The sequence below is a fragment of the Rossellomorea vietnamensis genome, from assembly GCF_008180615.1.
In the GTDB taxonomy this organism is placed as follows: Bacteria; Bacillota; Bacilli; order Bacillales; family Bacillaceae_B; genus Rossellomorea; species Rossellomorea vietnamensis_D.
Window position 1 is genome coordinate 127,558 of the sequence record NZ_VTEH01000006.1, and the last position, 20,760, is coordinate 148,317.

39 protein-coding genes are annotated in these 20,760 nt (G+C 40.1%); all 39 read left to right on the plus strand.

Annotated elements, in window-relative coordinates; translation table 11 throughout:
• Nucleotides 1–12 precede the first annotated feature (12 nt).
• The 39 genes from FZC79_RS10420 to FZC79_RS10585 all read left to right on the plus strand — a co-directional run bounded on the left by FZC79_RS10420 (nt 13) and on the right by FZC79_RS10585 (nt 20,756).
• Nucleotides 13–390: a hypothetical protein gene (locus tag FZC79_RS10420; protein WP_148946732.1), complete on the plus strand. Its 378-nt coding sequence runs from the start codon at nt 13–15 to the stop codon at nt 388–390.
• Nucleotides 390–1,094, plus strand: a complete 705-nt coding sequence (locus FZC79_RS10425; RefSeq protein WP_148946733.1) for a BRO family protein — start codon at nt 390–392, stop codon at nt 1,092–1,094. The genes FZC79_RS10420 and FZC79_RS10425 overlap by 1 nt, the downstream gene beginning before the upstream one ends.
• An 89-nt stretch (nt 1,095–1,183) precedes the next feature.
• On the plus strand, nt 1,184–1,876 hold the full coding sequence (locus FZC79_RS23600) for a conserved phage C-terminal domain-containing protein (protein WP_148946734.1): 693 nt from the start codon (nt 1,184–1,186) through the stop codon (nt 1,874–1,876).
• Nucleotides 1,815–2,600 (plus strand): ATP-binding protein, encoded by a 786-nt coding sequence (locus FZC79_RS10435; protein ID WP_148946735.1) that lies wholly within the window; start codon nt 1,815–1,817, stop codon nt 2,598–2,600. Before FZC79_RS23600 ends, FZC79_RS10435 begins: the two co-directional genes overlap by 62 nt.
• A 16-nt stretch (nt 2,601–2,616) precedes the next feature.
• Nucleotides 2,617–3,228 (plus strand): hypothetical protein, encoded by a 612-nt coding sequence (locus FZC79_RS10440; RefSeq protein ID WP_148946736.1) that lies wholly within the window; start codon nt 2,617–2,619, stop codon nt 3,226–3,228.
• Nucleotides 3,229–3,384: 156 nt separating this feature from the next.
• The gene (locus tag FZC79_RS10445) at nt 3,385–3,612 is read left to right on the plus strand and encodes a hypothetical protein (protein WP_148946737.1); all 228 of its coding nucleotides are present in this window, start codon (nt 3,385–3,387) and stop codon (nt 3,610–3,612) included.
• Nucleotides 3,609–3,923, plus strand: a complete 315-nt coding sequence (locus FZC79_RS10450) for a hypothetical protein (protein ID WP_148946738.1) — start codon at nt 3,609–3,611, stop codon at nt 3,921–3,923. Before FZC79_RS10445 ends, FZC79_RS10450 begins: the two co-directional genes overlap by 4 nt.
• A complete protein-coding gene (locus tag FZC79_RS23105) occupies nt 3,923–4,093 on the plus strand; it encodes a hypothetical protein (protein ID WP_187442732.1) in 171 nt (56 codons plus the stop codon). Before FZC79_RS10450 ends, FZC79_RS23105 begins: the two co-directional genes overlap by 1 nt.
• A complete protein-coding gene (locus FZC79_RS10455) occupies nt 4,090–4,281 on the plus strand; it encodes a hypothetical protein (RefSeq protein WP_148946739.1) in 192 nt (63 codons plus the stop codon). The genes FZC79_RS23105 and FZC79_RS10455 overlap by 4 nt, the downstream gene beginning before the upstream one ends.
• A 95-nt stretch (nt 4,282–4,376) precedes the next feature.
• A complete protein-coding gene (locus FZC79_RS10460) occupies nt 4,377–5,285 on the plus strand; it encodes a hypothetical protein (RefSeq protein WP_148946740.1) in 909 nt (302 codons plus the stop codon).
• Nucleotides 5,282–5,548, plus strand: coding sequence for a hypothetical protein (locus tag FZC79_RS10465; protein ID WP_148946741.1), 267 nt, complete (start codon nt 5,282–5,284; stop codon nt 5,546–5,548). The genes FZC79_RS10460 and FZC79_RS10465 overlap by 4 nt, the downstream gene beginning before the upstream one ends.
• Complete coding sequence (locus tag FZC79_RS10470; protein ID WP_148946742.1) at nt 5,545–5,742, plus strand: hypothetical protein; 198 nt, start codon at nt 5,545–5,547, stop codon at nt 5,740–5,742. Before FZC79_RS10465 ends, FZC79_RS10470 begins: the two co-directional genes overlap by 4 nt.
• A gap of 7 nt (nt 5,743–5,749) precedes the next feature.
• A complete protein-coding gene (locus FZC79_RS23450; protein ID WP_215727430.1) occupies nt 5,750–6,259 on the plus strand; it encodes an HNH endonuclease in 510 nt (169 codons plus the stop codon).
• Nucleotides 6,260–6,488: 229 nt separating this feature from the next.
• Nucleotides 6,489–7,025 (plus strand): HNH endonuclease, encoded by a 537-nt coding sequence (locus FZC79_RS10480; protein ID WP_215727431.1) that lies wholly within the window; start codon nt 6,489–6,491, stop codon nt 7,023–7,025.
• On the plus strand, nt 7,015–7,464 hold the full coding sequence (gene ssb, locus FZC79_RS10485; RefSeq protein WP_148946743.1) for a single-stranded DNA-binding protein: 450 nt from the start codon (nt 7,015–7,017) through the stop codon (nt 7,462–7,464). Before FZC79_RS10480 ends, ssb begins: the two co-directional genes overlap by 11 nt.
• A gap of 18 nt (nt 7,465–7,482) precedes the next feature.
• Nucleotides 7,483–8,094, plus strand: a complete 612-nt coding sequence (locus FZC79_RS10490) for a sigma-70 family RNA polymerase sigma factor (protein ID WP_148946744.1) — start codon at nt 7,483–7,485, stop codon at nt 8,092–8,094.
• Nucleotides 8,091–8,627: a dUTP diphosphatase gene (locus FZC79_RS10495; RefSeq protein WP_148946745.1), complete on the plus strand. Its 537-nt coding sequence runs from the start codon at nt 8,091–8,093 to the stop codon at nt 8,625–8,627. Before FZC79_RS10490 ends, FZC79_RS10495 begins: the two co-directional genes overlap by 4 nt.
• Complete coding sequence (locus tag FZC79_RS10500) at nt 8,624–8,755, plus strand: BH0509 family protein (protein WP_187442733.1); 132 nt, start codon at nt 8,624–8,626, stop codon at nt 8,753–8,755. The genes FZC79_RS10495 and FZC79_RS10500 overlap by 4 nt, the downstream gene beginning before the upstream one ends.
• Nucleotides 8,752–9,159 (plus strand): DUF1064 domain-containing protein, encoded by a 408-nt coding sequence (locus FZC79_RS10505; RefSeq protein ID WP_148946747.1) that lies wholly within the window; start codon nt 8,752–8,754, stop codon nt 9,157–9,159. Before FZC79_RS10500 ends, FZC79_RS10505 begins: the two co-directional genes overlap by 4 nt.
• Entirely contained in the window at nt 9,117–9,689 is a 573-nt protein-coding gene (locus FZC79_RS10510; protein ID WP_215727432.1) for a hypothetical protein, read from the plus strand. Before FZC79_RS10505 ends, FZC79_RS10510 begins: the two co-directional genes overlap by 43 nt.
• A gap of 76 nt (nt 9,690–9,765) precedes the next feature.
• Nucleotides 9,766–10,185: an ArpU family phage packaging/lysis transcriptional regulator gene (locus tag FZC79_RS10515; RefSeq protein WP_148946748.1), complete on the plus strand. Its 420-nt coding sequence runs from the start codon at nt 9,766–9,768 to the stop codon at nt 10,183–10,185.
• 25 nt (nt 10,186–10,210) lie between these two features.
• Nucleotides 10,211–10,387 carry a hypothetical protein gene (locus FZC79_RS23110; protein WP_187442734.1) on the plus strand — a complete coding sequence of 59 codons (177 nt, stop codon included), beginning with the start codon at nt 10,211–10,213 and terminating at the stop codon, nt 10,385–10,387.
• 57 nt (nt 10,388–10,444) lie between these two features.
• On the plus strand, nt 10,445–10,618 hold the full coding sequence (locus FZC79_RS23115; RefSeq protein ID WP_187442735.1) for a hypothetical protein: 174 nt from the start codon (nt 10,445–10,447) through the stop codon (nt 10,616–10,618).
• A 600-nt stretch (nt 10,619–11,218) separates the two neighbouring features.
• The gene (locus tag FZC79_RS10520) at nt 11,219–12,436 is read left to right on the plus strand and encodes a hypothetical protein (RefSeq protein ID WP_148946749.1); all 1,218 of its coding nucleotides are present in this window, start codon (nt 11,219–11,221) and stop codon (nt 12,434–12,436) included.
• A gap of 158 nt (nt 12,437–12,594) precedes the next feature.
• Complete coding sequence (locus tag FZC79_RS23120) at nt 12,595–12,741, plus strand: hypothetical protein (protein ID WP_187442736.1); 147 nt, start codon at nt 12,595–12,597, stop codon at nt 12,739–12,741.
• A 48-nt stretch (nt 12,742–12,789) separates the two neighbouring features.
• Complete coding sequence (locus tag FZC79_RS10525) at nt 12,790–13,122, plus strand: HNH endonuclease (RefSeq protein WP_148946750.1); 333 nt, start codon at nt 12,790–12,792, stop codon at nt 13,120–13,122.
• A gap of 5 nt (nt 13,123–13,127) precedes the next feature.
• Nucleotides 13,128–13,298, plus strand: coding sequence for a hypothetical protein (locus tag FZC79_RS23125; protein ID WP_187442737.1), 171 nt, complete (start codon nt 13,128–13,130; stop codon nt 13,296–13,298).
• Between the two features lie 12 nt (nt 13,299–13,310).
• A complete protein-coding gene (locus tag FZC79_RS10530) occupies nt 13,311–13,517 on the plus strand; it encodes a hypothetical protein (protein ID WP_148946751.1) in 207 nt (68 codons plus the stop codon).
• 118 nt (nt 13,518–13,635) lie between these two features.
• Nucleotides 13,636–13,944, plus strand: coding sequence for a P27 family phage terminase small subunit (locus tag FZC79_RS10535; RefSeq protein WP_148946752.1), 309 nt, complete (start codon nt 13,636–13,638; stop codon nt 13,942–13,944).
• Nucleotides 13,941–15,578, plus strand: coding sequence for a terminase TerL endonuclease subunit (locus FZC79_RS10540; RefSeq protein ID WP_148946753.1), 1,638 nt, complete (start codon nt 13,941–13,943; stop codon nt 15,576–15,578). Before FZC79_RS10535 ends, FZC79_RS10540 begins: the two co-directional genes overlap by 4 nt.
• Nucleotides 15,579–15,641: 63 nt before the next feature.
• Entirely contained in the window at nt 15,642–16,736 is a 1,095-nt protein-coding gene (locus tag FZC79_RS10545) for a phage portal protein (protein ID WP_148946810.1), read from the plus strand.
• The gene (locus FZC79_RS10550) at nt 16,737–17,465 is read left to right on the plus strand and encodes a head maturation protease, ClpP-related (protein ID WP_148946754.1); all 729 of its coding nucleotides are present in this window, start codon (nt 16,737–16,739) and stop codon (nt 17,463–17,465) included.
• Between the two features lie 16 nt (nt 17,466–17,481).
• Complete coding sequence (locus FZC79_RS10555) at nt 17,482–18,639, plus strand: phage major capsid protein (protein ID WP_148946755.1); 1,158 nt, start codon at nt 17,482–17,484, stop codon at nt 18,637–18,639.
• Between the two features lie 20 nt (nt 18,640–18,659).
• Nucleotides 18,660–18,869: a hypothetical protein gene (locus tag FZC79_RS10560; RefSeq protein ID WP_148946756.1), complete on the plus strand. Its 210-nt coding sequence runs from the start codon at nt 18,660–18,662 to the stop codon at nt 18,867–18,869.
• A gap of 5 nt (nt 18,870–18,874) precedes the next feature.
• Complete coding sequence (locus FZC79_RS10565) at nt 18,875–19,177, plus strand: hypothetical protein (RefSeq protein ID WP_148946757.1); 303 nt, start codon at nt 18,875–18,877, stop codon at nt 19,175–19,177.
• Nucleotides 19,164–19,520, plus strand: coding sequence for a phage head closure protein (locus FZC79_RS10570; protein WP_148946758.1), 357 nt, complete (start codon nt 19,164–19,166; stop codon nt 19,518–19,520). Before FZC79_RS10565 ends, FZC79_RS10570 begins: the two co-directional genes overlap by 14 nt.
• A complete protein-coding gene (locus FZC79_RS10575; RefSeq protein WP_148946759.1) occupies nt 19,513–19,863 on the plus strand; it encodes an HK97 gp10 family phage protein in 351 nt (116 codons plus the stop codon). Before FZC79_RS10570 ends, FZC79_RS10575 begins: the two co-directional genes overlap by 8 nt.
• A complete protein-coding gene (locus FZC79_RS10580; protein ID WP_148946760.1) occupies nt 19,860–20,189 on the plus strand; it encodes a hypothetical protein in 330 nt (109 codons plus the stop codon). Before FZC79_RS10575 ends, FZC79_RS10580 begins: the two co-directional genes overlap by 4 nt.
• Complete coding sequence (locus FZC79_RS10585) at nt 20,190–20,756, plus strand: major tail protein (protein WP_148946761.1); 567 nt, start codon at nt 20,190–20,192, stop codon at nt 20,754–20,756.
• Nucleotides 20,757–20,760 lie beyond the last annotated feature (4 nt).

Below are 20,760 nucleotides of genomic sequence, written 5' to 3' on the forward strand. Positions count from 1 at the left end.
GGGGTGTTGATCGTGACGGAATTTGAAAAGAATCTCCAAGCCGTCAGAGAAGTTTTCGTTGATTACCCCAAGAGATACGAAAATAACGAAACTCAACTAAAACGGATTGACCAGGAGATACAAGACATTCTCCATGTTATTGAATTGAACAACTTTAATGCTGCTATAGGGTACAAGTTATCCAAAGAGTTACAGAAGGCTCGGCAAGAAAGAAGAAGGATAAAGGATGAATTGGAAATGATGGACCCGATCAAGGAGCTTCTGGCGTTTCCAAAGCCCACAGAAAAGAACATTTCTAAGACAATCGGAAGTGTACGCCAAGTCATCACGAAACACGGTGCTAGGACTTACAGAATGAGAATAAGAGAAGACTTACAGGAGATGATTTAATGAGCGAATTGCAGAAGGTATTTGATTACTCAGGTCAAGAAGTCAGAACGATTGTGAAAGATGAGGAAGTTTGGTTTGTTGCGAAAGATGTTTGTGAGGTTTTGGAAATCCGCAATAGTCATGACGCTTTGAGCAGGTTGGATGAAGAAGAAAAAGCTACCTCGGTATTACCGACCCAGTTCGGAAATAAGGGAATGAATCTCATTAACGAATCTGGTTTATACAACTTGATTTTCAGTAGCCGCAAAGAAGAAGCTAAGAGGTTCAAAAAATGGGTAACAAATGAAGTTTTACCCTCCGTAAGGAAGCATGGGGCTTACATGACAGACGATATTCTGGAGAAAACAATTAACGATCCAGACTTCATGATTGAGCTGCTTACCACTCTCAAGGAAGAGAAGTTGAAACGACTTGAAGCTGAAACCACAGTAAGCATCCTAACCCACGTTAACAAGACATACACAGCCACAGAGATTGCCAAGGAACTAGGTTTCAAGTCTGCTATTGCTCTTAACAAAGACCTGGCACAAAAGAAAATTCAATTCCAGCAAAATGGAACATGGGTATTCTACAGCAAATATGCTGATAAAGGTTATGTAGAAATCAAACAGGATGTTCTGGACAACGGCAAAGTGATTTATCACCGCAGATTTACACAGATGGGGAGAGAGTTCCTTAACAAGCTGTATAAAAAAGAAGCCTAGGTGCTACCAACACCATAAGGCTCAAAGAAAAACATTGTTACTAACAGTATATCAGATTTCGGACAAGTTATACCAACGAGGTGAACAAAATGGAGAAAAACTACTATGCAATCATCCCAGCCAATGTCCGTTATGACAAAGACCTCACACCGAATGCCAAGCTGCTTTACGGAGAGATAACAGCCTTATGCAACGAGAAAGGGTATTGCTGGGCGGGAAACAGCTATTTTTCAGAACTGTACAAAGTAAGCAAGAAATCAATATCAACCTGGATCAATCAGTTATCCAGTAAAGGTTATATCACATCGGAGATTAAGTACAAAGAGGGTACTAAAGAAATCCTCCATAGGTATTTACGAATTGTTCATGGGGGTGTGGAAGAAAACGTTAATACCCCTATGGAAGAAAAGGTTAAAGATAATATTACAGTTATTAATAATACATCTAATAATACAAGTAATATATCTATACCCTATTCCGAGATTATTGATTATCTGAATCAGAAAGCTAAAACGAAATATCGTGCTTCATCTAAGAAAACGAAAGAATTAATAAAAGCACGTTGGAATGAAGAATTCACCTTGGAAGATTTTAAAACAGTTATAGATAAGAAAACAAAAGAATGGCTTACCGATACCAAGATGAAAAACTATTTAAGGCCCGAAACATTATTCGGCACTAAATTTGAAAGTTATCTAAACCAGAAGGGCAGTGGTAAGAGTGGATTCGATTGGGATGCATTTGAAGAAGAGGATGCAAGCAACATCGATTTCGGCTTCTGATAACCGTTGTCCTACATGCAGCAGAAAACTTCTCCTGGAGGATGGTAAAGAAACATGCTTCTATTGTCAGTCAGTCGCTAAAGAAGATAAACAGATCAGCAACGAAGTAACAGAATGGGTGCGTAACCGGGAAGTGAATGAGTTGCTGAACACCTTCAAAGAAAAGAGTCTCATGAATCGGGATTTAGAGAACGCCACCCTAGACAATTATCAGCCGCAGAACGAATCACAGGCACAAGCCTTACAGCTTACCAGAGACTATATCGAATCCTTTGATGGTACAACCGGATTAATCTACACAGGCAGACCGGGATTAGGCAAGAGTCACTTAGTCGCTGGCATGACAAAGGAAATCATGCAGAAGAAACACACTTGTATCTTTATCTCCTTACCGCGGCTTTTTTCCGAGCTCAAAGATACATACAACAAGAACAGCAGCAAAACGGAATTAAGCATACTGAACGCCTTGCAGAAAGTGGATTTATTGGTACTGGATGATTTAGGGGCAGAGCGTGAGGAAGATAAAGAAGCGACTACCTGGGCGAGAACAAAGATATTTGAAATCGTGGACAGCCGAATAGGAAAGTCAACGGTGTACACCACAAACCATGCCGGGGGAGTATTACTGAAAATGTACGGTGAACGAGATTTCAGCCGTATGATCCAGAACTGCAAGCCGGTGAAGATGGATGGCGAGAATTATAGATTACAAGCTTTTAAATAAAAGGAGGGCATTTTGAATGTCATATTGGGAACCAGAAGAAGATTACTTTGAGGTGGATGAAAATTTCGAATTCAATACAGGAATCAACAAACTGCTGGATGGCGAAGTTGAAAAACGCCTTGCTGAAAGAGTGGAAGGGTACGAGTTAGCCTTGGAGCGGGACAAGAAATCACAGGAAGAAATTCGAAATTTAAAATCTAATATTCGCGAATTAGAAAATCAATTATCTCGTTCGGAAAAAGCATTTAAATCAGAAGGCAAAGACGAAGCGTTGAGGGAATTACTTGGCGGTTTCAAGCTAGGTGATGAAGTTTGGTTCGTGAAAAGTCATTACAAAAGCGAAAAATGTTCAGTCTGTTCGGGTGATAAAAACGTTATTGTCGAATTCAAGGGCGAGGAAATGAAAGTGAATTGTCCAGAGTGCAAAGGTTACGGAAGCAATGGAAATACCACTAAGACAGTTGAAAGAGGATTTATAAAGGAGATAGAAATTCATACTTGGGCATCTGGAAAGCAATTTAACTTAAGTATGTATGTAGATCCGACTTCTTATAAAAGCAATGACAGTATGAGTTTGAGGAAAGACAACATCTTCAGAACAAAAGAAGAGTGTGAAGCATCGTTATGACCTGTCAAAGACACACCCAGGAACAGGGGATATACACCTTCTCCCCTTGCTCCTGTAACCAGTGTATGAGGACAAGCGATAAAAGAGAACAGGACTATCAAAAATTCAAGGAAAGGTTTGCTGTAGCGTATGAACGAGAATTCGGAATTACTCCTAATGAGAAGAGAAGAACGCAGCATAGAGAAGCGATTCGGTGAAAACTTTCATATAGCCTTAGCGGACTTCAACTTTGACTGGACATGTGAAGATAAAGAGGACTTTGAACAGATGTATTGGCGAGGATATTCGTTAGAAGAAATGATGGAGCGATTCAACCGGCCGAGGGAAGAGATCATCGTCATGGGGATGGATTGCAAGAGAAGAGGGAGGACATTCAAGCTATGAATAGCAACTTCGAGATTAACGGAATACACGAAGCAACAGAGCGTTCTATAAGCCGTTTAGAGAAGGTTATGAGGAAACAGGACATATACGGCTATGAGAAGTATGGAAAGGCTCTATCAAGCGATATGCCTTACTCCTGGATGGATATGTTCATGGAAGAGATGGCAGACGGATTAAAGTATCTGGAAATGGAACAGGAACGGAAACAGGAAGTGGTCAGGCTGCTGAAAATGGCATTGATCAGTGAGCATTCGAAAACGTTGGTGAGTCAGGCTATACATTTACTTGAAATGGGAGGGACAGCGAAGTAATGGATGTTATTAAGAAGATAGAAAAGTTGTCCAAGAGACTTGAGTATCTAAAACGAAAAAGACTATCTGAACTGAGCGAGTCGGAAATCCTTGAATATTTAGGAAAGAAGCAGGAATTCAATCAAATCACACACGACATATTAGATGCGATGAGGAAGGTGTATCAATGAACCTAAAAACCATAAAAGCAGAGATGAACAGCGGCAGAATGTCATTGGAAGCGATGGAGTGGTTGGTGAAGAGAGTGGAACGGTATGAGGAAGCGTTGATATGGGTGAAAGATTGCTCGGTTGATTATCAGTCCATTAACAAAGCAAGAGACGTATTGAAGGAGTATCGAGAGAAGAGAGGGGAGTAAAGGAGCACCATCAAAAACGTTGATATAACAAGGTTTATCTGTAAATTAGGGCGAATCGGAGCACCATTGAAAATTAATGAATCGAGGGGAGCAAGGTGAACCGAACAGATACCATCCACCGATTGGAAAGACTCGTCATGCACCTTGATGCAAAGTGTGAAGGATGTGAAACGTGTGACGAGATACGGAGATTAAGAGACAGGTTAGAAAACAACAACGCCAATAACCCGAAAGTGCAAAGGATATTAGCCAAGGGCAGAGATATGACGAAGAGTGATATCGAGTATCTGATCAGCAAAGACGTTGAAAGAAATTATATACGAAAAACTCTCAAAATGCACAACAACGAATTTATAGAAATGATGGTCGGATGGGGATTCAGTAAAAAGAGGGGAGATAGCGAAATGGCGAAGTTAAAGGAATTTACCGTTGAAGAATACCAGAACTTGAAAGCACAGGGATTATCCGATTCCAAGATAGCGAAACGAAAAGGGGTAACACCTCCTTCTATAGCTCAGTGGAAAAAAGATAACGGACAAGTAAAAGATGGAGCATTCGGAAGACCTAAATTAAAAGCCGTATCAGGCGATTCAACACCCACCGAGACCAAGAACCCTCCACAAGAGAAACAACAGCCAAATAACGAACTCCAGGAGCTTGTAGGCACATTGAAAAGGAAATTGGAAGTCAGGGAGATGGCGCTCAAGCAGAAGGAAGAGGAATTGGAGTTGCTGAAAGAAAACACTGTCCCTTTATCCAAATACACCGAGTTGAAAACAAACTACCAAGAATCAGAAACAGATCGGATTATGAACTTCGAGAGATACCAAGAAGTAAATGAGAAATACCACCACGAACACAGTTTAGTCATTAACTTTGACAGGGAGCTCCAAAATACACAAGAGCAGCTAAGAAAGGTAAGAGACTACAATGCGAGATGCACGAAGGAGAATGAGCATCTGAAAGCGTTGTTGGTGATGTATATGGGGGAGGGGAAAGAGTGAAGAAAACCACCTATTACTGTGATACATGCGAAAAAGAAGTTGGAGGAGAATACGAACTTTATCAAGCTGGACTAGCAATCCATAAAGGTAGTAAAAACCCGGTTACATGTTGGCTCCACGTTTGCGAAGAGTGCATAAAAGAGACAGGGTTTGACCCAGACGGAAGGGATAGTTCTAACAGCAGTAACATGGGTAAAAGTTATAAAAATTGGTTTAAGTGGATTAAGGATTTCTTAAAGTCGGGGGAGGGGAAGGCAGAGTGAACAAGCGACAAAGGAAAAAGTCAGATAAAAGATTATACAAGGCAATTAAGGAATTAAACGAAGAAGTAGTAAAAGACCTTGGTGAAGAAATAGAAATAACGGAAAAGAGTTTATTAGAAGCATTTTACTTTGTGAAGCAACACAATTCAGCTAATCAGGTTTTTGAGCAACACAGGAGATTTGTGAAGGGGTGAATACAAATTGCTAGGCAAAGAAGTAAATAGTTACTCCAAAGCACAGCAGTTAGGGAATAAGCCAAAGGCAGCACCTAAGATTAAGACAAAGAAGCCCAAGAAGAAAAAGAAACCATATGTACACCGCGGCCGGATCATCCCAAAGAAAAAGGAACGAACCAAGATAGAAGCAGCTGACTACAACAGGATGATTGACCGGTACGGCAACTACTGCCAGGAATGCGGACATACACCGATAGCGGCACATCACTTGGTTTTCCGTTCGAGTATCGGCACCGGTAACTGGCGTAACCTTTGCCCCTTATGTGACAAGTGCCATAGAAGGGCGCACACAAGCTTCGAGTTTGCAGAGTATCTAAGAAATAAACGAGCGGCAGAGTTGGGACCACACTTCGGAAAGGACAAATATACCTTATTCAAAGAAAGGCTGATACCCAACACAGAAGATTCTTCCTATGAGCGATTCATGAAAGGGGAAGAAGAACATGCTGCACATTCACGTAAAGGAAACAACTGAACAGACAGTGGATGGAGAGAAATTACAGATTTTCGAGGTGCTGCAGACCATCTCCAGCAAACCGGATTGTAAAGAGACTTTTCTAGTCTATAACCAGAAATGAGCATATAAAAACCCATAATAAATTGTATGTCAAGAAAGGGGCGAACATCAAGCGAACATGAAAAGAAAAGTCTTATCTGATTCTCAGGTCAAGGAGATTATTAGGCTTTACCAAGAAGGGAAATTCATGAGAGAACTTTCGCGGATGTTTAATGTGTCAAATACTACGATTAAAAATCGACTGAAACAAAATGGTATTCCTTTGAGGGATCCCAACCAGGAAATGTCTAGGTTTGGAAAGACGAGGACATTAGAAAATAACTCTTTCTGGAAGGGTGGGAGGGTTAGGCGACCTGATGGATATATATATCTAAACTTAGGAAACAAAAGGGTTCTTGAACACAGGTACGTTGCTGAAAAGAAAATCGGCAGAAAATTAAAACGTGGAGAAGTTGTTCACCACATTAATGGAATCAAGGATGATAATAGACCAGAAAATTTATTGGTTATGTCTCATTCGGACCACTCGACATTGCATGGGCTGGAGAGAGAAAGTCTGAATGATTATATATCGAAAGAAGATTTGAAAGTAATGATTGATAAAGGTTTGAGTTATAAACCTATCTCCGAACATTACGGAATATCATATCGGTCATTTTATAACTTACTGGAAAGATACGAATTAAAAAAACATTATGAAGGGTTGATGAAAAATGTTAAATAGAGTTGTTTTGGTTGGGAGACTTACTAAAGATCCGGAATTGAAGTATACGCCAAATGGAGTGCCAGTAGCGAATTTCGTGCTTGCGGTTAATCGTAACTTTACCAATCAGCAGGGAGAAAGAGAAGCTGATTTCATTAATTGCCAGGTGTGGAGAAAGCCGGCTGAGAACGTTGCGAACTTCTTGAAAAAAGGTTCACTCGCAGGGGTAGACGGCAGAATCCAGACACGGAATTTCGAGGGGCAGGATGGTAAGCGTGTGTTCATGACTGAGGTTGTGGCAGAATCCGTGCAGTTCCTAGAGCCTAAGAGCCAATCAAACAATCAATCTGGCAATCAAGGAAACACTCAGCAGCAGAAACCACAGAATGATGATAACCGAGATCCGTTTGCGAACGATGGCCAGCCGATTGACATTTCAGATGACGATTTACCATTTTAAGGAAATGGAGTGTCGCTCATGAGATACCATACAGCAACTAATCAACAGCTGAGAGTCATCATCTCTTCTGATCACACAATCCCCACTGATTTATTGGTGGGTGTTGTGGAAGAGGTGCTAAACCGTGGGCAGCTTGATAAGTTGATAGCCGACTCTATTTACTCAGTCATAGGACGAAGGCAGAAGACAGGGCGGTATGAATTCGAGGATCTTATGCAGATAGGACGAAGAGAAGCATTCCTGGCATCAAAAAAGTATCGGCCAGACAGAGGGAAGACATTCACAAGCTTCGCATTCAGTGTAATTAAGCATGAAATCATTAAATATATCGTCACACAAGAAGCGCAAAAGCGTGATGACAGTAAAACATTCAGATATGAACAGTTAGAAGAACCTATAGAGTTACCGGACTACCGTACAAACATTGAGAGGTATGTCGTGAACAAATTGTATTATCAGCAGATGGTGAATCATCCTCACCTATCGGATATTCAGAAGAAAGTGATTGTCATGAGATTGCATGATAAGAGCCTTCAAGAGATAGCAGATGTTTTGCATATTAAGGACTGCCGCAATGTAAGTCAGATATACCTAAGAGGGATAAAAAAGCTAAGGAGAGTGGGAGCATGAACTTAGAAAAGCTATTCGAAGCACAAAAGGTATTAAGAGACCGAATCAATTACAACGGTGAAGATCGTTTCAATAAATTAGTGTTAGCGCTGCTGGTGGAGATTGGCGAGTGTGCGAATGAGTGGAGAGGGTTTAAGTTCTGGAGTCAGAATCAGAAGCCTAATATTTTAGCAACGCATAGCGACCCAACAGCAGGAATGTACAGAGAATGGAATCCACTCCTTGAAGAATACGTGGACGGATTACATTTTATTTTAGAACTAGGTATCGAATTAAATGTCACGAGTATAAAAATCGATTCGGATTATACGAAAGACAATATAACAGATAGTTTTATTGAGTTGTACTCGTGGGTTTCTCAGCTTGTAAATGACAAAAAACTATTTCCTGATTTAGTAAACGATACTTATGAAATGATTTTTAATTTGTTTATCGGTATCGGAAGACAGTTAGGATTCACATGGGAAGAAATTGAGGTTGCTTACTTCGATAAAAACCAGGTGAACCATGCTAGACAGGAGTCAGGATATTGAATAAGCAGGAGAGAGAAAACCTCATTGAATGGTTAGTCACTGCAACAGGCTACAACAGAAGCTATTTCGACAGCATGAAAGATGAATCCATTGAAAAGATGTATGAAGAAATTGTGGTGAGGGGATGACAAAATACAACGCCAGGAAGAAAACAGTGGACGGCATCACATTCGATAGCATCCAGGAATCACAATATTACTTACACCTTAAAGAAAAGCAGGAGAAGGGCGAAATACTCGCCTTTAACCTGCAGCCTAAATTCACCCTTCAAGAATCATTTAAGAAGCATGGCAAGACTCACAGGAAGATTGAGTATGTCGCTGACTTTGAAATACTACATCATGATGAATCCATCGAGATAATTGATGTAAAAGGATTCGAAACGGCAGATTTCAAGATTAAGAGGAAGCTGTTTGAGAAGAAATATCCCTTTAAACTCACATTAGTAAAGCATGTGAAGAAGTATGGCGGCTGGATCAGTACGGATGAATGGAGAAAGAGGAAGAAAGAAGAGAAGAAGGTGAAAAAGTGAAACTTCAATATCATTCACCCTGTATTAATAAAGAATGTAGAAACGTCAATGTTCTCCAAGAATATAAAAGGCAAATTGTCCAGTGTGAGGGATGTGGGCAGGAATACGAATTTATTCCAACAAAGACCGTCAAGTTATCTGCATATTACAGAGCAGCAGGTAATCTGAATGAAGAAAACCCAAAAGACTTAATCGACAAACTCTCCATATACGGAAAGATACTTGAATTGATCGGTGGCATATATGGTGATGCTTTCAATGATTGGGGAATGGCAGAAGCTGAGAGAAGGGAAATCATCGCTAATGGGATATACCACAGACCTTCTGTAGATGGAGGGGAAACACCGTCCTCAGATAAAAAAGGTGAAGCTGCAGGCGAATTGTTAGCGAAGGAAGCCAGGAGGAAAGAAAAGAAGTTCGAAGCTGAAAAAGAACGCTGGAGAAAAGCATATGATTCCACCTCAGAGCAAATAAACATCATGAAGAAGCGATATGACCACTTAGTAAATGTAGCAAAGGGCGGTGTGTAATGTTCACGGTTATATCCTATATCGTCATGCTCAGTGCCATATTATTTTATGTAATTTCGATTAAGGGGGAGTGAAGGTGGAGCAGCTTCAATTTTTAAACACGGATCTATCCAAAGATGTGAAGAGGAAGACACAGAAACTCATGAGTAACTACCGCACCCTGGAATCCATCATAGAATCAAGAAGAATGAAAAGCCAAACCATGACGGTCAATTATGATGCCAGCGAATCACAAAGGGGCAATCAATTCCACAGTCAGACAGAAGAACTCGCCATGAACGCTATCCAGCTAGAAGAATACATCCTCACCAAGAAGAAGCTAGATATCATATTCGATTCACTGAAACCGGACCAACAAAAGATATGGGAACAACGCTACATGCTGGGTATGCCTGATGCTGATGTGTACTATGGTTGCAACATACCACATAGGACATATTACAGGCTGAAGAGGGAAATGATTGCGATTGTAGCAGATGGCATGGGGTTTATTTGACTCAAATAGCGAAGGAGTGAAAGATTTGAATATCGAGAATAAAGATAAAATCATTGAAGGCTTAGAGGAAACGGTTAAAGCTCAAAAAAGCGAGATAGAACGTCTTACAAAAGCAGAGAAAGAAAAATACAGAGAAGGCTTTGAGGATGGAAAACAGGATATGTGGGCAAGCATTTATGACCCATCATACAAGAAAAAGTAATGCACTATACGAAGAAACATCTAATCGACAAATGTAACGACACAAGAAAGGGTGGAAATGGTGGATAAAAAAGAATTGTTTTTGAAGGAACTAAGCGAGTTGTCAAAGAAACATAAGATTTACATTGGTGGTTGTGGTTGTTGTGGCTCTCCTTATGCCATCGACGGAAATGACGATGATGTATTTGAAAATTTAAAATGGAATTTTGACAAAGAAACATACGAAGCTTAATGAACTATCCGAAGAAACACCGTAACTTTGGCACTATTACGCACTAAAAAGGACATGAATTTCCCGGATTTCCGTAATATAATGGTATTATAGGAAATTGACAATAGGTTGTTAAACTTAATAGCATTTTCTATATTGAATGGTGCATTCGGGTGACAAGTCTGGAAAACTTCCACCTATTCGACAAAATGTTAAGGCGGCTCTCCTGCGAGCTGCCTATTTTTTATGGGTTCATTGTAAAACGAAGCGCTGTATTCATCATGAGAGGATGGATGTTCCGGCAGTGCTCCGTTTTAGAGGGAATCCTCTATAGTTGTCTCCATCGGATTGAGGATGGCTCAATCGCTGTGTCACGATTATTTGTGGGATAGTCAAGTGGAGGGGGCTTATTAGCTGATGTGCCAAGTTGTACAGTCAGACCGCCGGATTAGGTAATGCCTTAACCGGCTTTTTATGCGAGCATAAGCGCAGGGTTTAACATCCAGCCGAACTGACGGCAACTTATGCAGTTGGTATAAGGGAAACTGCAATCCTCAACAAATAGTACGCTGGGGTGGGAGCGTCGAGGATTTACATATTAAACTAAGAGAGGTGAAGTCAATGGAAGGTCACGCATGGACAGAGGAAGAACATGAATACTTAATGCGGTTAAAAGCCGAGAAGCTAAGTTATGCTCAGATGGCCGAGAGAATGACCTTTCACTTTGACAGGCAATTCACCCACGGTGCGGTAAGGGGCAGAGTCAGGCGAACTGAGAAACAAGGTAAGCTGGAAGCTGCTGCTGAATTACCGGACATAAAACATAACTATCAAGAGGACTTCAAAATAAATAAAGATGGTTCCCGGTCAAGCAATAAATTGATTGAGATGGATGAAGCACAGGAGAAGGATGAAACATTCCTTTTACATGCTCATGGATTTAATGATTCATGGGAAATCATAGAAGCCGTATCATCCAAGTGGAATCAACATAATAAGCAAGACGGGACAGTCACTCTCTATTCAAGTCGTATAAAGGCGAAAAAGAAACAGAGTGGCATATCTAAGAAAGAATTAATGGAGTTAATACAAGAGCTGCCGTCAGTCACCTACAAAGTAATCAAACAGGAATTGAAAGATAAACGCCTGTTAGAGATACCGATATATGATCCACACTTTGGAATATCGACATTAGAAGAGTATGAGGACACTGTGAGGGATATACATACTGTTCTTTCTGCTAAACGGTGGGAAGAGGTAGTATTTGTGATTGGACAAGATTTGCTGCATCACGATAATTTCCGCAATAGTACAGCAAGTGGCACGGTGATTGAGCAGGTGGACATTAAACAAGCGTGGATGGATGCTTATTCCTTTTACCTTGTATTGATTGAAACAGCGATAAAACAATCAAACCGAGTGAAGCTTATTTATAGTAAAGGTAATCACGATGAGAGCATGTCATGGTGTTTTGTCCAGACATTAAAAGTGAGATTTCCCCAACTGGAGGTAGACGACGACATCCAGGAGAGAAAATCCCACACATTTCACAATATCTTTTTAGGTTATACCCATGGCGACAAGGCACGAAACAAATTACACAATCTTTTCCCAGTTGAATTTCCAGAACAATGGGCCAAAGCGAAGACGAGGGAAATCAAAATAGGCCATCTACACACAGAGGATGCGAAAGATGTATTCGGGATGATGATCAGAACATTATCCACCAGGAATAAAACAGATCAGTGGCATAAGGACAATGGCTTTGTGGGGAATCATAAACGCTTCATGCTATTTGAATACAACGAGGATGAGTTGAAACACATTCATTATGTATAAATACATCTGCCTAACATGTGGAGAGATGAGGGAAGCAGAGGGGCATTCAGAGGAATATAAGGGATGTACGTGTGAAAAGTGTCGAAATTGACCAAGTATAAAAGAAGGAAATGAATCCTAAGTATAGAATATAAACTTTATACAAGGGAGGAATAAACATGAGCGAAGAAAATAAACAATGGCAAAACCCGATAAGAACAGAGAAGGATAAGAAGATAGTCAAAGGAATGCTATATGGTGGGATAACAATTACGGTTGCGATTGCGGCTGCGTTCGTTGTCCTCTTTGTCTGGATGTTCACATAAACACGAAGTCACTCTGATCGGAGTGGCTTTTTTATTTGGGTGATAACTATGAAGGAATACAAAACGATTGAACAAAAGAGAAAGTTCTATGATGGCCAAGAGTGGAAGAAGCTAAGAGAACACATCAAGAAGAGAGACAATCACGAGTGCCAGGAGTGTAAGAGACAGGGACGAGTCAAGATAGATATGAATGAGTACAGTGAGAAGGCGAAGAGGAAGAAGATTGCTTTGGTTGTCCATCACATTAAAGAGCTTGAGCATCATCCTGAGTTAGCGTTAGATGAAGATAATCTTGAAACGGTATGCGTTGACTGCCACAATCACGAACACGGTAGAGTATTTGAGAAGAAGGAAAACAAATGGGAAGACGAAAGGTGGTAAACATAATGAATAGTTATGTAAAGCAAATGGTTAATAGCAGGGTTGAGTATTTGGAAATGGAAGAACGTGAAGTGAAGGAACGAATTGAACACACAAAGGCCGATATGAAGACCTATGAAGAAAAGCTAAAAGGGATTCGTGAAGAGATAAAAGAGTTAAAACGAACAGATAAATAAGAGGTGGTAACTATGAAGAATAAACTTATCACAATTGAGTTAGATTCATTCAACGATATTCCAGTAGTGTATTACAAAGGTAAGAGGCTTACTAACATCATAGACATTAACTTCTCGTGGCATACAGATACAGAGGAACAAGGTGAGAAGAAGCTTGACATTTCTTACGCTGATACAGAAGAAGGAGTTATCAGAGGAATCAAAGAAGTGAAAATCTAATCGGAGGAACACCCCCCACCCAAAAATTTTGGACTTTTTCGGAATTGTGGGCACCGGGGATGGGATTCGTTCGTCCAGATTTACGCTTAAAATTATTCACGATAGGGGGTGGGGGTATATGGTGGTAGTTATTAAGAAGTTGAAAGAGCAATTAATGAGCAGGATTGACGAAGAGGATCTGGTGCAAGTGGAGAAAGTCGAACGTTATATAGGGTTGGTTGAATCATTCAGGCGTGTAAGCAAGACAATCGAAAAAGAAGGCGAATCCATTGTAACGGAAAATGGAGCGCAACGATTCACAAAGGCCCATCCTCTAATCGGTGAACGTAATAAAATCAACGCTTCATTACTGAATATCGAAAAGTCATTCGGATTCGGGATAGAAGAACCGGAAGAAATTAAGCGCTCAGTCAATGATCTAATATGATTAGCAATAAGCACGTTGAGGAATATATTCGCCAATATAAAACAGGTAAGATTAAGCTGAATAAAGAGCGCATAATGCTTATTGATTACCTGGAGAGATATATATTGGTGAGAGATGATTTATATTTTGATGAAGAGATGCACGAAAACTATATAAAGTTCACAGAGAAGTGGTATTTCAAGTTAGAATCATTTCAAAAATTTTTCACGGCTTTTGTATTCTTGTTCCATAAGGATGACTCGGTATTCTACGAACAGTTCTTAGATACAATGGCAAGGGGTGGCGGTAAAAACGGATTAATCTCCTCTTTAGCCCACTTCTTTATTAGCCCCTTACATGGTATTCCTGGATATAATGTTTCGATCGTGGCAAACAGCGAACTACAAGCAAAGACTTCTTTCAAAGAGGTTTATGATGTAATTGGAAATCATGCAGTTTTGGAAGAAATGTTCTACAGGACGAAAGTTGAAATCAAGGGTAATGACACCAAAAGTATTATGCAATACCACACTTCGAATGCCAGTACGAAAGATGGACTGCGTGACGGCTGTGTTATATATGACGAGATTCACCAATATGAAAATTCAGATACAGTCAATGTATTCTCTAGCGGCCTTGGAAAAGTGCCGAATGCTAGGGAATTTTTTATTGGTACAGATGGATTCGTTAGAGAAGGTTTCCTTGACAAGATGAAGGAAAGAGCAATGAATATTCTTCAAGGTAAAGACCTAGATGATCCTTTGTTCCCTTTTATCTGCAAAATAGATGATGTAAAGGAAATAGATGAACCTGAAATGTGGGAAAAGGCTAATCCGATGTTTAGTGAGCCTAAAAGCTCCTATGCAAAAGGGCTATTCAAAAAGGTTCTTGCTCAATACAAACAGCTAGTCAACAATCCTTCAAACCGCGAAGAGTTTATGACTAAGAGGATGAACTATCCAGAGGTGGATTTAAACAAGACTGTAGCAGCTTGGGAAGACATTTTAGCGACTAATAGGCCGTTTCCTGAGTTGAAACATCGTACAGCTGTAGGCGGCTTAGACTTTGCAAGCATAAAAGACTTTGCTGCGGTTGGTTTGCTATTTAAAGTCGGTGATGATTACATTTGGAAAACCCACTCCTTTGTGCGGCAGGGATTTCTGGACAATGTGAAACTTAAAATCGACTCTAAGGTAAAAGAATGGGAACGAGATGGACACCTTACAATCCTCGATGAACCAGTTATAAACATACAGCACATAGTTAATTGGTTTGTAGAAATGAGGGAGATATACGGTGTTAATACGATTGTGGCTGATACATTCCGTTTGGATTTAGTGAAAGTAGCATTAGAAGCGGAAGGTTTTAATCTTCTATATATCCGTAATCCCAAGGCAATCCATTCCCTGTTAGCGCCTAGAGTGGAAACGCTGTTTGCTAACCATAATATTATTTTTGATGATAACCCCCTCATGAGGTGGTACACCAACAATGTATATGTCCACATAAAGAAGGATGGGAATAAGGAGTATTTGAAGAAGGATGAAGTCAGAAGGAAAACGGATGGCTTTCAGGCCTTTATTCACGCATTGTGGCAGGCCGATAACTACCTGGACGAAGAAATAGACTTCTTTGTAGGTGATATTCAGTTTTAAAGGGGGTGAGATATATTGGGATTTTTGGACGCTATATTAAAACGGAATAGCGAATTAGAATTTATGTTCGATGGGGAATTGGTTTCGGAACAATCTCAGCGGATCCATATGAAACGATTAGCGATTGAAATATGCGCTAATTTCTTAGGTCGGACCATCAGCCAATCAGAGTTTAGGGTCAAGAATAATAAAGCATTCGAAAAAGAAGAGCTTTATTACCGTCTGAATGTGCGCCCAAACAAGAACATGACAGCCAGCACCTTTTGGTCCTTGTTCGCATCAAAACTCATATATGACGGTGAATGTTTAATCATTCAAGCTGATGACGATGATCTTTTAATTGCTGATAACTTTGAACATAACTCTTATGCAGTCTTAGAAGATACCTTTTCTAAGGTTAAAGTAAAAGAGTATGAATTCAAACGATCATTCAAACAAAGCGAAGTTCTTCATATTCGATATGCCAACGAGAAATTGGAACCTTTAATTAACAGTTTGTTTACTGACTATGGTGATTTGTTCGGTCGCATCCTTAATTCACAAAAGCGGAAAAATCAAATCCGGGGAACGGTGGATATAGATGCACAGTTTGCCAAAAACAGAGACAACGTTTCGAAGTTGCAAGAATTCATTAGAAACATGTATAAAGCTTTCGAGGAAAAGGATGTAGCTATCGTTCCGCAACAACCAGGAATGACTTACACAGAAGCGAGCGGCAACGCTGGATCAGGAACAAGTCAAAGTGTGGATGAGATTAATAAGGTGACAAATGGTTTCTTGGACCAAGTGGCGATGGCTTTGGGAATTCCTAAAAGCTTGCTATATGGTGATATGGCTGATGTGGAGAAGCAAACAAAAAACTTCATGTTATTCACTGTGGGAGCCTTGCTCAAGAAAATTAAAGATGAGGGAAACTACAAATTTTTCACCATGAATGAATACTTAGCCGGCAAAAGGTTGGAAATCAAGCCTATTTCTTATAACAGTTTATTTGATATTGCAGATAAGGTTGACAAGTTGGTGTCATCTGGTGCCTTTACTGGTAATGAAATACGACTGGAAGCGGGGTATGAACCATCTGATGATGAAAAACTGGACAAGCATTACATCACAAAGAACTATACAGAAATGGATTCCATTGAAGGAGGTGAGGAATAAGTGAAGCATAAGATCAAAGGCGATATCATTAGTTGGAACTCAAGTATTTGGGAATTTACCAACTTAATGAAAAATGTTAAAGAAGATGAGGACATTGAATTAGAAATCAATAGTTATGGCGGCGATGTATTTTTAGGAATCGACCTTTGTAACACTCTAAGAGGGCATAAAGGGGATGTAACTGTAACCATTACAGGCATTGCCGCAAGTGCTGCTTCTGTCATTGCTATGGGTGCTGATAAAATCAAAATTTATAATAATGCACAAATGATGGTTCATAACGCTTGGACGATTGCGATGGGTAACTCTAAGGAACTACGTAAAGTTGCAGAGGATTTGGAAAGCATCAATGAATCCGTATTAGCTTCCTACACTTCAAGACTGGACGCAGACACCGCCCAAAAGCTGTTGGATGATGAAACATACCTATCTGCTACAAAAGCCAAGGAACACGGCTTAGTGGATGAGATCATCGGTGATGCAGAAGTGGAAAAGGTTGAATCTAAAATCTTCGAAAATAAAGCTAAAGAGTTCAATAACAAAATTGAAGGTAACAAGCAACCGATTGTGGCTGCTAGTTCAAAGCTAAATTTTGAAGAAATTCAAGCCGAACTAAAAGAACTTCGTGTTGAGCTAGGACAATTGAAATATCAAAATAAACCAAAAGAGTCTTCTCCTGAACCTGTTAAAAACAGCGGACTGAGCAAGCTCTTTTTAAATTTAAACTAATTGGAGGAAACAAATAATGACTATTAAATTCAATAAATCAGAGGTATTTAACGAAGCGAAAACGAAGCTAACTGCAGCTATGGCTAGCGGTGACGAAGCGCAACAAACAGAAGCATTCCAGAACTATTTCGATGCCCTTCAAGGCGAAGTGGTTAATGCAGTACGTTCCCAGGTAAATGATGAAATGCTGGACCGTTCTATCCTCCAGCAACGCGGCCAGAATGTCTTGACTTCCGAAGAAATGAAATTCTTTAATGCAGCAATCGAAGAAGGTGGATTCACTGATGATTCAATTCTTCCTGTATCTACTCAGGAACGTATTTTTGAAGATTTAACAACTGAACACCCTCTATTGGCTGCTATTGGTTTGCAGGACCTCGGAGCGGTTACTCGCTTTATAACTTCTGACCCAACAAAGGCATATGCGTGGGGTAAATTGTTTGGTGATATCAAAGGGCAAGTTAATGCTGCTTTTGACGAAGAAGAAATTACTCAATTGAAATTAACTGCATTTGCAGTCATTCCTAGCGATATGGAAGACCTTGGTCCTGTTTGGGTTGAGCGTTATGTAAGGACTTTACTAGTCGAAAGTTACTCAGTCGGTTTGGAGTACGGATTCGTAAACGGTAAGGGGCCATCTGCGACAGAACCAGTAGGACTCATGAAAGACGTTGGGTCTGATGGCGCAGTAACGGATAAATCTTCATCTGGAACTTTAACGTTTGCTCCATCTGAAAAAGGCGAATTGATCGCAGGTGAACTTTATGGTGTAATTAGTAATCTTTCTGTGGCAGAACCAAAAGAAGGAGAGACAGAAGGAAAGTCCCTTAAAGTCTTAAATAAAGTTGTTATGGTGGTCAATCCTATTGATGCTATTGGTGTTCAAGCTCGAAATACTATCCAAACAGCTAACGGCCAATGGGTAATGGCGCTACCTTATAACATTCAAGTGGTTGAGTCTGAGGAAGTTCCTGTTGGTAAAGCGGTGTTCTTTGTTAAAGGACGTTACCGTGCTGCTCTTGCGGGTGGATATAAATTGAAAAAATTCGATCAGACACTAGCTATTGAGGATGCATTACTTTACACAATCAAACAATTCGCTAATGGTAGACCGAAAGATAATAAAGCAGCTCTTGTTTATGACTTGGATATCGACTTTACGCCAGAAGTCTAATACTATAGGAGGTTATTAAATTGGTATATAAAGTGATTAACGCGTTCACCGATACACAAGATAACAATCGTCGATACAAAGTGGGGGATGAGTTTCTGCAGGGTAATTCTAAACCCACAAAAAAACGTCTTGAGGAATTATCGAACAAACACCCTAAATATAAGCGTGCATTCATCGAAGAGGTAAAAGAAAAGTCATCCGGTAGAGCGAAGAATTCAGAGAAGGAGTGATGTAAATGAGCATCACTCCTGATATTTTAAATCAGTTTAAGGACCGAATGAAATTGGATGATGGAGAGGACGACAACCTTATCCATATCCTCTCAGCTTCTAACCAGGAGTTAGTGAGGGTTTGCGGGGCTTATGATATTAATACCGATGAAACGTTCAGGGAGCTTGTCCTTGAGCGTTCTCGGTATGTCTATAATGATGCCATGGAATATTTTAATGGACACTTCCTGAGCCAAATAAACAGTTTAGGGATTGAAAAGGCATTGGAAGAAATCGTTTTAGAGGATGATACCAATGCAACCATTTAAATACACTCCTAACCTAAATTCAGGGCAGCTAAGACACAAAATCAGATTTCAGAAGCTTGAAGGAGTCGAAGATGAACTTGGTCAGTACCGCGAATCGTGGGTAGATGGTGAGTCTGCCTGGTGTATGATCAAAACGATGCAAGGCCGGGAATATTTTGCGGCTGCAGCTTCTCAGAGTGAAAACACCTATCGTTTCGTTATACGGTATCGACCTGGTATAGATTCCAGCATGAGGGTTATTTACAATGGTAGGACATTCAACATTGAGAGCGCTATTAATGATGATGAGATGAACAAGACATTAACCCTTATCGCAAAAGAAAAAGGTGTTAGCAATGATTGATTTATCTAAAGAAATTGCTAAAACATTGTCAATATACACCAAAGAGGTAACTAAGGGGCTTGAAAGAGAAAAGTTAAGAACAGCTAAAGATACTGTTGAAATTTTAATGCACACAAGTCCTATAGGTCATACAGGAGAATATCTTGAAGGTTGGGATAAAAAGAAGGTTGGTACTGCTCAAGTGGTTTATAATCGTACAGATTACCACCTGACACACCTTTTGGAGAAAGGTCACGCCAAACGTGGCGGTGGAAGAGTAGCTGCGCAAGTTCACATCGCTCCAGCAGAACAACAGGCTATTGATGATTATGTTAAAAGAGTGGAGAAGGTGATTAAGGGATGACACTAATTGAATTGAAACGAATCTTAGATGCTGCAGGTTATCCTGTGGCTTATTCTCATTTCACTGAATCAACAAACAGACCGATCCCTGATCCACCTTTTATTGTGTATCTGTCTCCATCGACTTCTAACTTTTTCGCAGATGACACTGTATTGAAGAAAATAAATGATCTTACTGTTGAACTTTACACTTCTTATAAAGATTTATCAGCAGAACAAGCACTAGAAGATGTACTTGAAGATAACGAAATCCCTTGGGAAGCAAATGAAGTTTGGATTGAGTCAGAAAAGATGTTTAAAAAAACTTATGAAATTGGAGTGATATAAATGGGTAACAAAGTAACTTTTGGTTTGAAAAATGTACATTATGCAACATTCACGGAGAGCGCTGGATCTATAACTTATGATGAGCCGGTTAAAGTGCCAGGTGCGGTTGAATTATCCCTAGAACCACGAGGGGAAATGGTTGAATTTTATGCTGATGACATGATTTTCTATTCTGCAGCAAACAACCAGGGTTATGATGGAACAATTTCTTTAGCTAATATACCTGAACAATTCGCGGTTGATGCTTTGGGCGAAACTAAAGATGAAACAGACATGGTTCTTACAGAAAACTCAAACGCCAAGGGTAAAAAATTCGCGCTGCTATTTGAGTTTGACGGAGACGTTAAAGCGGTTCGCCATGTGTTGTATAGCTGCTCAGCAAACAGACCTACAGTGGGATCTTCTACAAGAACAGATTCTGTAGAACCAAACACGAATGAATTAAGCTTCATCGCAGGCCCACGCGAAACGGATTATGCAGTTAAAACAAAAACAACAACAGAAACACCTGTTGAAGTGTACGATTCTTGGTATTCAGCCGTTTACGAAAAAAGTCCAGCAGTTTAAGAGG